This window comes from Streptomyces sp. NPDC007162 (assembly GCF_040634175.1).
GTDB lineage: Bacteria > Actinomycetota > Actinomycetes > Streptomycetales > Streptomycetaceae > Streptomyces.
The window spans coordinates 1-14,602 of record NZ_JBEYFC010000060.1; the positions used below are offsets into that span (position 1 = coordinate 1).

Consider the following 14,602-nt stretch of genomic DNA (forward strand, 5'->3'; position numbering starts at 1 on the left):
ACGGCATCCACACCCTCGCCGACCACGGCGTCACCACCTACCTCGAACTCGGCCCCGACAGCACCCTCACCGCCATGGCCCGCGAAAACCTCGACCACGACAGTGACACCACCCTCGTCCCCGCACTGCGCCACGACGGCAACGAGGTACACACCCTCACCTCCGCCCTCGCCCGACTCCACATCGCCGGCGTCCCCGTCGACCTCGGCGTCCTCCACGGCACCACGGCCCGTCCCCCGCTCATGCCCGAGCTGCCGACCTACGCCTTCCAGCGCGCGCACTACTGGCTGACCGGCGAGGGCGGCCCCGGTGCCGCCGGTGATGTATCGGCCGCCGGGGTGGACGGCCTCGGGCATCCGCTGCTGGGCGCAGTGGTCGAAGTACCGGAGTCGGGTGAGGTGCTGTTCACCTCGCGCCTGTCGCTCGCCACGCACCCGTGGCTGGCCGACCACGTCGCGGCCGGGGCGGTACTGCTGCCCGGTGCGGCCTTCGTGGAGCTGGCGTTGCGTGCCGGTGACGAGGTCGGCTGCGGTGCCGTCGAGGAGCTGGTGATGGAGGCTCCCATGGTTCTCACGGAGGGCGCCGCCGCGCAGGTGCGTGTCAGCGTCGCGGCTGACGACGGCGCCGGCCGACGCGCCGTGCGCGTCCACTCCCGTGCCGAGGACGCCGGGTTGGGAACGCCGTGGACGCGGCACGCCTCCGGCACTCTGCGCCCCGCGGACGACACGGACGTGGTCGCGGCCACGGCCGCGGCGACGGTCGGCCTGACGGTCTGGCCGCCGGCCGACGCGGTGGCCGTGGACCCGGCGGACATCGAGGGGCTGTACGACGGTCTGGAGCAGGCCGGGTACCGCTACGGGCCCGTGTTCCAGGGGCTGCGGGCGGCCTGGCGCGGTGACGGCGCCGTGTACGCGGAAGTGGCCCTCGCGGACGAGCACCGTGACATGGCGGCGGCGTTCGGGCTGCACCCCGCGCTCCTCGACGCCGCCATGCACACCCTGGCCTTCCACGAGCGTGACGAGTCCGAGCCACAGCTGGTACTGCCCTTCGCCTACCGTGACGTGACGCTGCACGCGTCCGGTGTCTCGGCGTTGCGGGTCCGGGTGACCCTGAGCGGCACGCACACCATGACCCTCGAACTGGCCGACGGTACCGGTGCCCCGATCGCGTCGCTCGGGTCGGTGGTGTCCCGGCCGGTCGACCCCGGGCAGTTCACCGGGACGGCGGCCACGGCGGACCGGATGTTCCGCGTCGCCTGGCAGGAGGTGCGGGCACGGGGCGAGTCCCGGGCCCTCCGTCCGGTGCCGGTGGCCGACGCCGGCGACGTGCACCGGCTGTCCGCCGCGCCCGAGACACCGGACACACTGCTGCTGGACCTCCGCGGTGCGGCAGCCGATGTGCGGGAGGTGACCGGACGGGCGTTGCGGGTGGCGCGGGCGTGGCTGGCCGAGCCGTCGCTGCTGTCCAGCCGGCTGGTCGTGGTGACGCGGGGCGCCGTCGCCGTCCGGGAGGGCGAGTCGGCCGACCCGGCAACGGCCGCGGTGTGGGGTCTGATGGCCTCCGCGCAGGCGGAGAACCCGGGGCGTGTCCTCCTCCTCGACGCCGACACAGGTACCGGCACCGACTGGGGCACCGGAGCGCTCGCTCAGCTCCCTGCCGCCGACGAGCCGCAGTTGGCCCTGCGTGACGGTCAGTGGTTCACCCGGCGGCTCGTCCGAGCGGCGGCGGGTGACGTGCCGGACGGCGGCCTGGGCGACGGCACTGTCCTCGTCACCGGCGGTACCGGTGCCCTCGGCGCGGTCGTGGCCCGGCACCTGGTGGCGGTGCACGGGGTGCGGAGTCTGGTGCTGGCCGGACGGCGCGGGGAGAAGGCCCCCGGTGCCGCCGGACTCGCGGCGGAACTGGCGGCGGCGGGAGCCCGGGTACGCATCGCGGCGTGCGATGTCGCGGATCGGGACGCCGTGGCGGCGCTGCTGGGCGAGGTGCCCGCCGACGCACCGCTGACCGCCGTGGTGCACGCGGCGGGTGTGCTGGACGACGGGGTGCTGACCGCCCTGACGCCGGAGCGGCTCGACACAGTGCTGCGGGCCAAGGCCGACGGCGCGCGTCACCTGGACGAGCTGACCCGGGACTCCGGACTCGCCGCGTTCGTCCTGTTCTCCTCCGCCGCCGGTGTCCTGGGCAACCCGGGACAGGGCAACTACGCCGCCGCCAACGCCTACCTCGACGCGCTCGCGCACCGGCGCCGCACCGCGGGCCTGCCCGCCGTGTCGCTGGCGTGGGGCATGTGGGAACAGGCCGCAGGTACCGGTATGACCGGGCGGCTCGCGGCCACCGAGCGGCACCGGACGACACGGGGCGGCGTCGCCGCACTGGCACCCGCCGAGGGCATGCAGCTCTTCGACGCCGCGCTGCGCACCGGCCTGCCCGTGGTGGTGCCGATGAAACTGGACCTCACCGCCCTGCGCGCCCAGGCCGCCGCCGGACCCGTCGCCCCGCCGATGCGGACCCTGGTGCCCCCGGCACGACGGGCGCCGGCGGTCGCCGCCGAGGAGGAGCCGGTGTCCGCGCGGCTGGCCGGTCTGGACGCGGAGGAGCGGGAGGGCGTACTGCTCGGCCTGGTGCTACGGGAGGCCGGGCAGGTCCTCGGGCACACGGCGTCCACCGCCCTCGACCCGGACGTGGTGTTCACCGAGATCGGCCTGGACTCCCTGATGGCGGTGGAACTCCGCGACCGCCTGGCCCGGCACACGGCGCTGCGGCTGCCGCCCAGCTTCGTCTTCGACCACCCGACTCTGCGGATGCTGGCCCGGCAGTTGCGGGACGAACTGAGCGTTCCGAACGCGGATACGAACGCGGACACGGACGCGAACTCATAGCGAGCGCGATGCGAACGAGAAAGGGATGGCACATGTTCAGCACCGATGCCTACCTGGCACGCCTGGGATTCGACCGGCCACCCGCGCCGACCCTGGTGAACCTGCGGCGGCTGCACCGCAGTCACCTCACGTCCGTCCCCTACGACACCGCGCACACCCACCGGCTCAGCGCGGTGAACATGGCGGACATCGACGTCGACAAGGCCTTCGAGGCCATCGTGCCGACCGGCGCCGGCGGCATGTGCCTGGAGCTCAACACCCTGTTCGCCCGGCTCCTGCGCGAACTGGGCTACGACCTGGACGTGCTCAGCGGCGGCACCTACCTGCCCGGTAACACCTTCGCACCCGACCCGGAGCACATGCTGATGCTCGTCCGGATCGACGGCGAGGAGTGGCTGGCCGACGTCGGACACGCCGGGCTCTGCTTCACCGAGCCGCTGCGGCTGGTGGAGGACGAGCCGCAGTGGCAGTACGGCTGCGCGTTCCGGCTGGTGCGGCGGGACGGGTTCCTCGTGCTCCAGGCCAAGACGCTGGGACACGACTGGCGCACCACCTACCGTTTCACCACCGCGCCCCGGACCTACGACGCCTGGGAGGGCGTCGGCGGCGGCAACGGGCCGGCCATCCTCGCCGCGATGCGCCGGCGCCGGCGTGCCACCGAGCGGGGACAGGTGTTCCTCACCAGCAACATGTTCACGACCGTCGAGGACGGCCACGAGAAGGTCTCCGTCCTCGTCGACCCCGCACAGCGTGCCGAGGTGATCGCCACCTACTGGGAAGGCCGCGACTGACCCGTCCGGTGCCGTCGCCCCCAGCCCCGCCTCCGTCCCCGTTCCCGGCCGACCGCCGGCAGAGGAAAGAGATGCGCCCATGAAGTTCGGCCTGTTGTACGGTGCCCAGCTGCCCCGTCCCTGGACCGAGGACTCCGAATACCGGCTCTTCCACGACATGCTGGCGGAGATAGAACTGGCCGACCGGCTGGGCTTCGACCATGTGTGGTGTCCCGAGCACCACTTCTTGGAGGAGTACTCGCACATGTCCGGGCCGGAGGTGTTCCTCGGCGCGGTCAGCCAGCGCACCAGCCGTATCCGGATCGGGCACGCCGTCGCCCTGATGCCGCCGGGTTTCAACCCGACCGCGCGGATCGCCGAGCGGATCGCCACGCTGGACCTGCTGTCCGGGGGACGCGTGGAGTTCGGCACCGGCGAGTCCACCACCCCCACCGAGCTGGCGGGGTTCGGTGTGGAGCGTGCCGTCAAACGGGACCAGTGGGCGGAGGCGGTGGACGCCGTGGCCCGCATGTTCGTGGAGGAGCCGTTCGCCGGGTACGAGGGCAAGTACGTCTCGGCGCCGGTCCGCAACGTGCTGCCCAAGACCCGGCAGAAGCCGCACCCGCCGATGTGGATGGCCTGCGGCAACCGGGATGCCATCCGGCTCGCTGCCGCCAAGGGGCTCGGCGCGCTCAACTTCTCCTTCTTCGGCCCGGCCGAGACCAGGAAGTGGGTCGACGCCTATTACGAGGGCATCGAGTCCGCGGACTGCGTGCCCGCCGGGTTCGCGGTCAACGCGCAGGTCGCCGCGACCATCCCGATGTTCTGCCACCAGGACGAGGCGACCGCCGTGGAACGCGGCGCCGACGGCGTCCAGTTCTTCAACTTCGGACTCGGTTTCTACGCCGGTTTCGGCGCCGCCGCCCCCGGCCGGACCCGGCTGTGGGAGACGTTCCAGCGCGACCGCGACCGCTACGGCATGGGCCGTGCCGCCTTCGGGAAGCCCGGTATGCCGCTGGGCAACCCGGCGCGCGGCGCGGTGGGCACCCCGGAGCAGATCCGGCGGTTCCTGCGGCAGCACGAGGAGGCCGGCCTCGACCAGGCGATCTTCCTGGTGCAGGGCGGCGGGACCCGGCACGAGCACGTCTGCGAGTCGCTGGAGCTGTTCGCCCGCGAGGTGATGCCCGAGTTCAAGGAGCGGCACGAGCGGGTCGAGCAGGCGAAGGCCGCCCGGCTTCGGCCCGCCCTCGACGCCGCCCTGGCCCGGCGTGAACCGCCCCGCACAGCCGATCCCGCCTACGTCATCCCCGCCCGCAGCCCGAACCCGGCCCCCTGACCCGCTTACCGACCCGCTTACTCACAAGGAGATCGCGTAACCATGGCTCAGACACCCGAAGAAGAGATGCGCATCCTCGACCCGCAGAGCGTCGCCGAGGAGCTGCGCAAGAACGGCCCGCCGCGGCGGATCGAGATGCACGGCACCGCCGCGTGGCTCGTGTCCCGGTTCGACGAGGTACGTGAGTGCCTCGCGCACCCCAGGATGAGCCCGGCCGCCGCCTACGCCGCCTCACAGGGGCAGAAGACCCCGGTGAGCGGGCTGTTCGAGGACACGCTGATGGGCACCAACCCGCCCGAGCACACCCGGCTGCGCCGACTGCTGGGCACGGCGTTCACCGCGCGCCGGGTGGAAGCCCTGCGGCCGCGCGTGCGGGAGATCACCGACAGTCTGCTGGACGCCGTCGCCGCCGACGGCCGGGCGGACCTGGTCTCCGCGCTGGCCGTCCCGCTGCCCATGCAGGTGATCTGCGAGCTGCTCGGCGTGCCCATCGCCGACCGCACCGAGTTCCACCAGTGGGCCGACCTGATGCTGCTGCCGCCGTTCGACCCGGAGGCCGCCGCCCGCTCCGCGGACGCCTCCGCGAAACTGTGGTCCTACGTGGAGAACCTGGCCGAGGAGCGGCGCGAGGACCCCAGGGACGACCTGATCAGCGCGCTGATGTCGGCGCACGAGGACGACCGGCTCAGCCACCGCGAGGTGGTCTCCACCGCCCGCATGATGCTGATCGCCGGCTACGAACTGACCGGCAGCTTCATCAGCAACGCCGTCTTCTCGCTGCTGACCCGGCCGGACCAGCTCGACCTGCTGCGCGCGGACCCCGAGCTGGCCGGCCGGAACCTGGACGAGCTGCTGCGGCACGCCGGGCCCGGCATCCTCGTCGTGCGCTTCGCCAACGAGGACGTCGAGATCGGCGGCGTCACGATAGCCGCGGGCGAGCAGGTGCTGCTGGACATGGACGCCGCCCACTCCGACCCCGCGCACGTCACCGACGGAGAGCGGCTGGACCTCACGCGGGGCAACGTGATGCACCTCCAGTTCGGCCAGGGCGTGCACTACTGCATCGGCGCGCCGCTGGCCCGCGTGGAGGCGCAGACCGCGCTGGAGAGCCTGTTCCTGCGCTTCCCCGACCTGCGCCTGGCCGTACCGGCCGCCGAGGTCGGCGCCAAGCCCAACCCGTTCATCCGCTCCCTGACGTCCCTGCCGGTGGAGTTCGCTCCCCGGTGAGCACAGGAGACGGCGGTGCGGAACGCTGCCGGTCCCGGCCGCCCTCCGCACCACCGTCGACGCATCCGGGGTGCCGGACGCCCTGAGTGTCAGGACACCGGCACCGCCGGGCACAGCGCCAGGAGTTCCGCCGGGTGACGCAGGACGACATCGGGGTCCGCGGCGAGCAGCGTCGCCTCGTCCGTCTCGCCCCACAGCGCGGCCACCGCGGTGACACCCGCGCCGCGGGCGCTGGCGAGGTCGGTGACGGCGTCGCCGACCATCACCGTCCGCCCGGGGTCGGCGCCCAGCAGGTCCATCGCCTTGAGCACGATGTCGGGCGCCGGCTTGGCCCGCGGCACCTCGTCCGAGCCGAGGACAGCGTCGAACCGGTCGCGGATACCGATCGTGTCCAGCAGCGAACGGGCCCGCGGGCCGCTCTTGCCGGTGGCCACGGCCAGCCGGACCCCCCGGCGGCGCAGCTCCCCCAGCAGCTCCGGCACGCCGTCGAACACCTCCACCAGGTGGGCGAGCCGGTAGCTCTCGCGGACAAAGGGTTCCTCCATCTCCAGCGGCAGCCCCATGATGCGCATGATGTCGGGGAAGTAGCGGCCCAGATGCCGGTTGTACTCCTCGAACGGCGGCTCGCCCGGCCCGACGACCTCCGCGTAGGCGAGGGTGAACGCCTCGCGCATCACCGCGAAGCTGTTGACGAGGACGCCGTCGAGGTCGAAGACCACCGAGGTGACGCCGGAAGGGGAAGGGACGGAAGGAACGGACTGGCTGATCATCGGGGACTCCCGTGGAACGTGGTCACGGCGCGCACCGGTGCGGTCACACCGGGGCGGACTCCCGGACCTCCTGGACGGTGCGGGCCGAGGAGTAGACCCGCTCGATGGCGCCGATGGTGCGGCGCGCCTCGGCGATCGCCCGGCCTCGTGCGGCCGGGTCGTGCAACAGGCCGGGCAGCAGGGCGAGCTGCCGGTCGTACTCGGCGCCGACCCGTTCCGTGGGCACAGCGAGCTCGCGCGTGGTGCCGTCGGCGGTGCGGGTCAGCACGGACTTCCCGAGGCGGTTGGGGCTGAACCCGAAGGTGCAGCGCAGGGTCGCGCTGCCCGCGCTGCCCTCGACGGTGACGCGGGTGGTGTCCACCGCCTCGTGCGAGGCCCAGCTCGCGTGCAGGACGACGGACCGGCCGTCGTCGGTGACGAGGAAGCCACGCGCGGTGTCCTCGACGTCGGTGCCGCCGCCCCCGGCCGCGTCGCCATCGCCTTCGGCATCGTTGTCGTCGTCGCGCCAGGCGGCCCGGGAGGATGCCTGGGTGATGAAGTCGGCGGAGACGGTGCCGATGGCGTGCCGGAAGGCGGCGGTGCCCAGCAGCGGTACGGCGATGTCGAGGAGGTGCCAGCCGAGGTCGACCAGCGCCCCGCCGCCCGCGAGCGACCGCTGGGTGAACCAGCCGCCCCGGTCGGGCACCCCGCGCGCCCGTACCCAGGCCAGTTCGACGTGCCGGATCTCGCCCAGGCGTTCGGTGGCCCGGTACAGGCCGCTTACGTCGGCGCGGTGGCGGGCCGCGCTGCCGGCCAGCAGTATCGCGCCGCCCGCGCGTTCCGCGGCGGCCAGCCGTTCCGCCTCCTCGGAGGTCAGGCAGACAGGCTTCTCCAGGAACACCGGGATGCCCTTGGTGAGCAGTTCGCAGGCGACGGCGCAGTGCAGGTGGTTGGGGACCGCGACGACCGCGAGGTCCACCTCGGCGGGGTCGAGGTCGGCGACGGCCGTCAGCACCGACAGCCCGGTCGCGTCCGCCCCCAGGGAGCCGGCGACGGCGGCCCGGCCGCGCTCGTCGGGGTCGACGGCGGCGGTCACGGTGAAGGCGGGGCTGCGGAGCAGCCGGGGCAGCCAGACCGAGCGGGCGGCCCAGCCCAGGCCGATCACGGCGGTGCGGACGGGCGGCAGGGCCGGGGACGGGGCGCTCATGCGCTCGCGAGCACGTCGGCGATGACGGCGGCGATCTCGTGCATCTGCTCCTCGCTGCCCAGCAGCGTACGGTGGTGCAGCCACACGGAGTCCCGGGTGAGGGCCTCGGAGTGCGGGCAGCGGCGGGCCAGTTCCTCCACGGTCAGCTCCGGCGCCGCAACCTCCCAGAAGGCGTCGGTACGGTAGACCGCGCGGAACCCGACGAACGCGGGCAGTCCCCGCTCGATGAGGGTGTCGACGACCCGTGCGCGCCGTTCCTCGGTGATGCCCGGCACCCGGAACATCGCCATGTAGTGCGGATTGCGGTCACCGCGCTCGTCGAGTGCCTGCGGGACGACGCCGGGGATCTCGGCCAGCAGCCGGCTCAGCACCGGCCAGCGCGCCTCGCGTGTGTCGATCTGTGCATCGAGCCGGGCGAGCTGGGCGCGCAGCACCGACGCGGAGAACTCGTTGAGGCGGAAGTTGGAACCGGACGTACGGTGGAAGTAGCCGCGGTCGGTGCGCGGCCGGCCGCAACTGTGCCGCACGAAGCCCTTCTCGTACCCTTCCGCGTCGGGGAAGAGCACCGCGCCGCCCTCACCGGCGGTCATCAGCTTGCCGTTCTGGAAGCTGAACGCGGCGACAGAGCCCAGCTCCCCGACCCGCTGGCCGCGCCACCGCGCGCCCTGCGCGTGGGCCGCGTCCTGGACCAGTGGTACGCCCGAGTCGGCGGACAGCTTGCCCAGCGCGTCCATGTCGCACATCTGGCCCGCCATGTGCACCGGCATGATGGCTGCGGTCCGCGGTCCGATCGCGGCCTCGACCGCCGCCGGGTCGACGCAGTACGTGCCCGGGTCGACGTCGACCGGCACGGCCACCGCGCCCAGCCGCTGCGCGGCCTGCGAGGAGGAGATGAAGGTGAACGCCGGGACGATGACCTCGGAGCCGGCGCCGACGCCGAGCACTTCGAGGGCGAGTTCCAGCGCGTGTGTGCCGTTGGTGACCGCCAGGGCGTGCGGGCTGCCGTGGGCGGCGGCGAACTCGGCCTCGAAGGCGTCCACCTCGCCGCCGCCGATCCGCCACCACTGGCCCTGTTCCAGCGCCCGTATCAGTCCCTCGCGTTCCGCGTCGTCGTACTGCGGCCAGCCGGGCAGCTCGGATTCCAGACGCACACCCTTGCCCATGTTTTCCCCACTTCCCTCGACACTTCCCTCGACGCGATATGCAGAGGAGATCGCTTTAGCACGCTAACCCGCCGACGGCAGCCGCGTCATTCCCCCTCAACACCCCCCTAGAAGCCCCTCAAAACGGCTCCCGCGGATTCGGCGGGGCGCGCGCCGCGAGGCCCGTGCTATAGATGGAAGTCCGTGACGAACCAGGTGAGGTGTGCTGTGAGCAGGCTGTTGTTGGTGAACGGTCCGAATCTCGGAATACTCGGAACCCGCCAGCCCGAGATATACGGAACCGATACCTTGCGGGACATCGAACACTGGGTGGGAGAAGAGGTCGCGGAGCGCGGCTGGAAAGTGGACTCCTATCAGTTCGACGGTGAGTCGGAAATCATCCGCACCATTCAGGGGAACTACGACACCGTCGGCGCAATCATCAATCCGGCCGCCCTGATGATGGCCGGCTGGGGTCTCCGTGATGCCCTGGCGAACTATCCGCGGCCATGGATAGAAGTGCATCTGTCGAATGTGTGGGCCCGTGAGCAGTTCCGCCACGAGTCGGTGACCGGGCCGCTGGCGTCCGGCGTCGTCTTCGGGCTCGGCGCACTGGGGTACCGGCTCGCCGCCCGCGCCCTGCTCGAGAAGGTGCCGGCCTGACCGCCGGAGCCGCCGGCCGGCTGGGCATCGACATCGGCGGCACGAAGGTGGCGTTGCGCGTCGAGCACGACGACGGTGGCGTGGAGGAGTCGTCCTTCCGGTGGGCCGGCCGGGCCTCCCGCCCCGACGACGATCTCGGCCTGCTGGCCCGGCACGTCGGGGAGTTGTGCGCGGGTCGTCCGCAGGAGCTGCGCGGCGTCGGGGTCGCCCTGCCGGCCACGCTCGACGCCGCCGGCACGGTCACCGTCTGGCCGGGCCGCCCCGCCTGGGCCGGGTTCGGCCTGGGCGCCGCCCTGTCCGCGCTCTTCGGCGCCGCCGAGGTGGCGTGCGCCGACGACGGTGACCTGGCCGCCCTCGCCGAGGCGGACGCGGCCGGCTGCGCGGACCTCCTCTACCTCGGCGTGGGCACCGGTGTCGGTGGCGGTCTCGTGCTGGCCGGGCGCCCCGTTCCCGGCGTGGGGCGTGGTTCCTGCGAGGTCGGCCACCTCGTCGTCGACCGCGACGGACCGCTGTGCGACTGCGGACGGCGCGGCTGTGTGCAGGCGGCGGCCTCGGGCCCGGCGACGCTGCGCCGCGCGGCCCGGAACCGGGGAGCGGAGGTGCGGTTCACCCCCTTCCGTCAGGCCGTGTCCGACGGCGAGCCGTGGGCCGTGGCCGCGTTGCGGGAGAGTTGCGCCGCGCTCGCCGTGGCCGTGGCCGGCATCTGCGAACTGACGCGCCCCGCGCTGGTCCTCATCGGCGGCGGCTTCGCCGCGGCCGTGCCGGACCTGGTGCCGATGGTGGCCGAGCGGACCGCGGTCCTTCAACGCCCAGGGCACCCGCTGCCCCCGGTACGTCCCGCGCTGCTGGGCGGGCTGTCCTCCCTGCATGGCGCGGTGCTGCTGGCCCGGGGCCTGTCGGCGGGGTAGTTCAGCCAGGTGTCCGATCCATCTCGGTCAGTGTCGCGGCAACGGTCTCCTCGGGCACCCCGGACACCAGCCCGGGGCCGTCCGGGCCGTCCAGGACGAAGGTCAGCCCGTGCGTCGCCTTCTTGTCCAGCCGCATCACCTCGATCAGGCGCCGCGCGTCGACCCCGGCCGGCAGCGCGGTCGGCAGGCCGTAACTCCGCACCACCGCGAGGTGTTCGGCCGCCCGTGCCGCGTCGATCCGGCCGAGGGCCAGCGCGAGACGGCCCGCGAACACCGTGCCGACCGCCACCCCCTCACCGTGCTTCAGCGTGAAGCCGGTCACGATCTCCAGGGCGTGTCCCAGCGTGTGGCCGTAGTTGAGGATGTGCCGGCGTCCCGAGTCCCGTTCGTCGGCTGCGACCACCGACGCCTTGAGTGCCACGCTCGCCGCGATCTGCTCCGGCAGCGGCAGCCCGCGCAGGTCGCCGGCGCCGATGAAGTGACAGCGGGCTATCTCCCCGTATCCGTTGAGCATCTCCCGCTCGGGCAGCGTGCGCAGATGGTCGGTGTCGCACAGCACGGCGGCCGGCTGCCAGTAGGCGCCCAGCAGGTTCTTGCCCTCGGGGAGGTTGACGGCCGTCTTGCCACCCACGCTGGCGTCCACCTGGGCGAGCAGTGACGTCGGCAGGTGCACCACGGGCACCCCCCGGTGGTACAGCGCGGCGGCCAGTCCCACGACGTCGGTGGTGGTGCCGCCGCCGCAGGAGACGACCGCGTCGGAGCGGGTCAGCCCGAACCGCACGAAGGCACGGCCCAGTTCCTCCACGGTGGCCAGGGTCTTGTCCGCCTCGCCGTCCCGGGCCCGCAGCACCACCGACGGCACCCCCGGGTCCGGCAGCCACTTCTCCGGCCGCGCGGACACCATCGCCACCCGCCGCACACCGAGCCCGGCGAGGATTCCGGCCAACGAGTGCCGGACGCCCGGCCCGATGTCGACGGGGTAGGAGCGCTCGCCGAGTTCGACCATGACACGGGTGTACGGCTGAGACGACGCCGTCATGCGCTGTCCGCCCTTCCTCATACGATGCCCGGCCGCCCACCGGCACCGGTCCCGGCACCATGCCTACCCGGACCCGCGCGGCGGTCAACCGCCCACCGCTCATGGCGGGTCAGGTCCCGCGGGCCGACAGCCGTCCCGCCCCCGAGGCGGAGCGCTTCGCCGAGGCCCTGGAGACGGACACCGCGAAGGCGGCAGCCGCCGTGCGCGAGCACCGGAATCCGGACTGGGGACGCGTGGAGGAGGCGCTCCGCGCGTGGGAGGACGCCGCCGCCGGCATGGGAGCCCGGTCGTGCGGCGCGAGGCGGAACTGCATTTTCTGGGAAGGGAGTTGGGGTCCGTCGGTGTCAGTGGGTCCCGGCATGATCGGGGCATGACTATTCCGATCGTGGAAGAGCTCGTTCTCCGGACGGCCGCGAGGCATGGCGTTCCTGGGCCGGTCGCACAGGAGCTGCTCGTCGGCTCCCGGCCGTGCCTCCACTTGGTCGCTTTCCAGGGCCTGACGCTCGCCCAGCAGGAAGAGGCCCGTCCTGCCGCGCGCACGGGAGGCCTCCCCTCCCTGCCGGACGGCGTCGACTGGCCCGATGGCCGCGACCCTCTGGTGCTGACCGTCGATTGCGCGGCGCTCCCCCGTGAAGCCCTGGACATCGGGCTGCCGTCCGACGGGAGCCTGTTGTTCTTCACCCAGATCGAGTACGAGCCGGAGTCGTCGGTGGTGCTCCACGTTCCCGCAGGCGTGCGGACCACGGAACGCTCGGCGACGTATGAGCTCGACGGGGAGCCGGAGCAGGTCAGGGTCTACCAGCCGGATGTTCTGTATCCGGTGCCGGGACTGACCGTCTCACCCGATTGGCGCGACTCCCCGGCGACCAGCGCGTTCCTGGACAGTGGCGCGGACCGGGACGACATCCTGGACGATTTCGAGGACGCCGTGCGGAAAGCGGCAGCGGGCGGCGCCTCACACGGGGTCGCCGTCCAACTGGGCGGTTTCTCCAGCCCGTGGCAGTCAGCTCCGGACGAGGGCGATCTCGTCCTCCTCGCGCAGATACACGGTCAGTCGATCGACCATGACGTCTTCACTCAGACCCTGATCGTCGGCACACGCGGGGACATCGCAGGGCGCCGGTACGAAGCCTTGGAGTTCGAGCAGCAGGTCTGAACAGCCACCGGTTCCCGGACCGCGGCTCTGGCTCCTTTCCTTCCGGTGGGGGCCGGTTTCGGGGTTCGACACGACCGGCGGGGACGGCGGCAAGGCTCAACAGCGCAGCCGTGGTGAGCGCAGGCCGTGGAAGGCGGTGGGGTCGGCGCCGCCCGACGGCGTGCGCGGTACCGTCACGTCCGGGCGTGCCCGCCTCCGCGAGGTGGGCGGAGTCGCTCGTCGAGCAGGTGCGCGGAGCCTTCCGCCTTTTCCGCTGACCGCTCGCGGCCGGAGTCAGCCCGTCATCACCGCCCACCGGACGGTGTCTCGCAGCAGGGCGCGGCGTCCGTCGTGCCGTCGCCCGGGGAGAACTCGGCGTCGCCCCGCGTCCCGGTCGCTGTGTTCTGTGTCAACCGCGTCCAGTTGGTTCCGTTCCGCCTACCGAACGGTTTCGGTGCGGGCCGGCAGCGGGGAGACCGGGCGCGCCTCATAGCCGTCGGCGAGATAGGTGTCCAGTGGCCGGCGCCGCTCGGCGATGTGGTGTTCCTGCCGCGCGAGTTCGTCGCGGACCTGTCGGACGCGGGCGAGGAGTTCGGCGCAGTCTCCACGTGGGTGCTCGTCTCGGGCGCAGGGCAGGAAGTCCCGGATGACGTCGGAGGCCAGACCGGCGTGGAACATGTCCCGGACGAACGCAACGACCTCGATCACCTTGGCCGGTGAGGCGTCCGAGGCGGGTGGTGCGGGTTGGGCTGCTCCGTCCTGTCGCGACCCCCTCGGTCTGTCCTCGTGAACGTCGTCGAGCTCCTGGGCGACCTCCAGGCCCAGCACGACGGGACCGCAGTCCGGGCCGGTGCAGTGGCCGCTCGGACCGCGCAGGAGGTGGCCGTCCTTCGTGGCGCCGGGCGATCCGCACCGATTCTCGGGGAGCGTACGCCGGCCGTTCGTCCTTGCTCCCGAACAAGGTAAACCGGCCGGTTTACCTCCCTGTCCGCGCCGTCTCCCCGAAGGTCGGATTTACTGACGATTGGTTGAGCAGTCCAGGCTGATAAACCTACTGTTAGTAGACATGGAAGCGGACGAGACCTCCCGACTGGCCTCCGAACTGCGGCTCGCGGTCGGGCGGGTGACGCGGCGACTGCGGCAGGCCCATGCCGTGGGGGACATCTCGCTCTCCGGTGTGTCCGTGCTCGCGCGCCTCGCCGCCGACGGGCCGGACTCCCCCACCGCGCTCGCCGAGATGGAGCGGGTCCGGCCGCAGGCCATGGCCAGCACCCTCGCCCAGCTCGAACAGCGCGGCCTGGTGGGCCGTACCCCCGACCCCGCGGACGGGCGGCGGAGCATCGTGGCCGTCACCGAGGACGGGCGGGCCGTGCTCGCCGAGCGGCGCTCGGAGTCGGTGCAGCGGCTCGCGGCGGTGATCGACGAGCTCTCCGCCGCGGAGCGGGCGACCCTCGCGGCGGCCCTGCCGCTGCTCGGACGTCTGGCGGAACGGCTGTGAGCGCGCGTACGCCGTCCGGCGCGTGGCCCGGCTCGCTGCGCTCGGCCCG

13 protein-coding genes and 1 pseudogene are annotated in these 14,602 nt (G+C 72.8%); 9 read left to right on the top strand and 5 right to left on the bottom strand.

The features are described from left to right. The 4 genes from ABZ646_RS10165 to ABZ646_RS10180 all read left to right on the top strand — a co-directional run. A partial coding sequence (locus ABZ646_RS10165; protein ID WP_360515447.1) for a type I polyketide synthase occupies positions 1 to 2,879 on the top strand: 2,879 nt, incomplete at its 5' end. Between the two features lie 32 nt (positions 2,880 to 2,911). Next, on the top strand, positions 2,912 to 3,670 hold the full coding sequence (locus tag ABZ646_RS10170; RefSeq protein ID WP_360515450.1) for an arylamine N-acetyltransferase: 759 nt from the start codon (positions 2,912 to 2,914) through the stop codon (positions 3,668 to 3,670). A gap of 79 nt (positions 3,671 to 3,749) precedes the next feature. Beyond that, positions 3,750 to 4,985 carry an LLM class flavin-dependent oxidoreductase gene (locus tag ABZ646_RS10175; protein WP_360515453.1) on the top strand — a complete coding sequence of 412 codons (1,236 nt, stop codon included), beginning with the start codon at positions 3,750 to 3,752 and terminating at the stop codon, positions 4,983 to 4,985. Positions 4,986 to 5,027: 42 nt separating this feature from the next. Beyond that, the gene (locus ABZ646_RS10180) at positions 5,028 to 6,212 is read left to right on the top strand and encodes a cytochrome P450 (RefSeq protein ID WP_360515456.1); all 1,185 of its coding nucleotides are present in this window, start codon (positions 5,028 to 5,030) and stop codon (positions 6,210 to 6,212) included. Between the two features lie 89 nt (positions 6,213 to 6,301). Here the strand turns inward: ABZ646_RS10180 and ABZ646_RS10185 are convergent, their stop codons facing one another. From ABZ646_RS10185 to ABZ646_RS10195, 3 genes are read right to left on the bottom strand one after another with little or no spacing between them, the layout of a single operon-like run. Continuing rightward, positions 6,302 to 6,982, bottom strand: coding sequence for an HAD-IA family hydrolase (locus ABZ646_RS10185; RefSeq protein ID WP_360515459.1), 681 nt, complete (start codon positions 6,980 to 6,982; stop codon positions 6,302 to 6,304). A gap of 43 nt (positions 6,983 to 7,025) precedes the next feature. Further along, positions 7,026 to 8,168: a Gfo/Idh/MocA family oxidoreductase gene (locus tag ABZ646_RS10190; protein WP_360515462.1), complete on the bottom strand. Its 1,143-nt coding sequence runs from the start codon at positions 8,166 to 8,168 to the stop codon at positions 7,026 to 7,028. Next, positions 8,165 to 9,331 carry a DegT/DnrJ/EryC1/StrS family aminotransferase gene (locus ABZ646_RS10195; protein ID WP_360515465.1) on the bottom strand — a complete coding sequence of 389 codons (1,167 nt, stop codon included), beginning with the start codon at positions 9,329 to 9,331 and terminating at the stop codon, positions 8,165 to 8,167. Before ABZ646_RS10195 ends, ABZ646_RS10190 begins: the two co-directional genes overlap by 4 nt. Positions 9,332 to 9,538: 207 nt before the next feature. Here ABZ646_RS10195 and ABZ646_RS10200 point away from each other — a divergent pair, with 207 nt between their 5' ends. Next, the gene (locus tag ABZ646_RS10200) at positions 9,539 to 9,973 is read left to right on the top strand and encodes a type II 3-dehydroquinate dehydratase (RefSeq protein WP_360515468.1); all 435 of its coding nucleotides are present in this window, start codon (positions 9,539 to 9,541) and stop codon (positions 9,971 to 9,973) included. Between the two features lie 32 nt (positions 9,974 to 10,005). Further along, a complete protein-coding gene (locus ABZ646_RS10205) occupies positions 10,006 to 10,881 on the top strand; it encodes an ROK family protein (protein WP_360515501.1) in 876 nt (291 codons plus the stop codon). A 1-nt stretch (position 10,882) separates the two neighbouring features. Here ABZ646_RS10205 and ABZ646_RS10210 read toward each other — a convergent pair whose 3' ends face one another. Next, positions 10,883 to 11,920 carry a 3-dehydroquinate synthase family protein gene (locus ABZ646_RS10210; RefSeq protein WP_360515471.1) on the bottom strand — a complete coding sequence of 346 codons (1,038 nt, stop codon included), beginning with the start codon at positions 11,918 to 11,920 and terminating at the stop codon, positions 10,883 to 10,885. Between the two features lie 113 nt (positions 11,921 to 12,033). Between ABZ646_RS10210 and ABZ646_RS10215 the strand changes: the two are divergent. Further along, positions 12,034 to 12,230: pseudogene (locus tag ABZ646_RS10215) on the top strand (hypothetical protein); the annotation flags it as partial. Beyond that, positions 12,210 to 13,076, top strand: coding sequence for a DUF1963 domain-containing protein (locus ABZ646_RS10220; protein ID WP_360515504.1), 867 nt, complete (start codon positions 12,210 to 12,212; stop codon positions 13,074 to 13,076). The pseudogene ABZ646_RS10215 and the gene ABZ646_RS10220, both read left to right, overlap by 21 nt. 417 nt (positions 13,077 to 13,493) lie before the next feature. On the opposite strand, the gene ABZ646_RS10225 is transcribed toward ABZ646_RS10220, so the two are convergent. Further along, positions 13,494 to 13,883: a hypothetical protein gene (locus ABZ646_RS10225; protein WP_360515474.1), complete on the bottom strand. Its 390-nt coding sequence runs from the start codon at positions 13,881 to 13,883 to the stop codon at positions 13,494 to 13,496. A 238-nt stretch (positions 13,884 to 14,121) separates the two neighbouring features. Between ABZ646_RS10225 and ABZ646_RS10230 the strand changes: the two genes are divergently transcribed. After that, positions 14,122 to 14,553, top strand: a complete 432-nt coding sequence (locus ABZ646_RS10230) for a MarR family transcriptional regulator (RefSeq protein WP_360515477.1) — start codon at positions 14,122 to 14,124, stop codon at positions 14,551 to 14,553. Positions 14,554 to 14,602 lie beyond the last annotated feature (49 nt).

What these genes read in the sequence shown, in the direction of transcription:
- ABZ646_RS10170 (WP_360515450.1), top strand. Translation starts at nt 2,912, where the DNA reads ATGTTCAGCACCGATGCCTACCTGGCACGCCTGGGATTCGACCGGCCA.
- ABZ646_RS10175 (WP_360515453.1), top strand. Translation starts at nt 3,750, where the DNA reads ATGAAGTTCGGCCTGTTGTACGGTGCCCAGCTGCCCCGTCCCTGGACC.
- ABZ646_RS10180 (WP_360515456.1), top strand. Translation starts at nt 5,028, where the DNA reads ATGGCTCAGACACCCGAAGAAGAGATGCGCATCCTCGACCCGCAGAGC.
- ABZ646_RS10185 (WP_360515459.1), bottom strand. Translation starts at nt 6,982, where the DNA reads ATGATCAGCCAGTCCGTTCCTTCCGTCCCTTCCCCTTCCGGCGTCACC.
- ABZ646_RS10190 (WP_360515462.1), bottom strand. Translation starts at nt 8,168, where the DNA reads ATGAGCGCCCCGTCCCCGGCCCTGCCGCCCGTCCGCACCGCCGTGATC.
- ABZ646_RS10195 (WP_360515465.1), bottom strand. Translation starts at nt 9,331, where the DNA reads ATGGGCAAGGGTGTGCGTCTGGAATCCGAGCTGCCCGGCTGGCCGCAG.
- ABZ646_RS10210 (WP_360515471.1), bottom strand. Translation starts at nt 11,920, where the DNA reads ATGACGGCGTCGTCTCAGCCGTACACCCGTGTCATGGTCGAACTCGGC.
- ABZ646_RS10230 (WP_360515477.1), top strand. Translation starts at nt 14,122, where the DNA reads ATGGAAGCGGACGAGACCTCCCGACTGGCCTCCGAACTGCGGCTCGCG.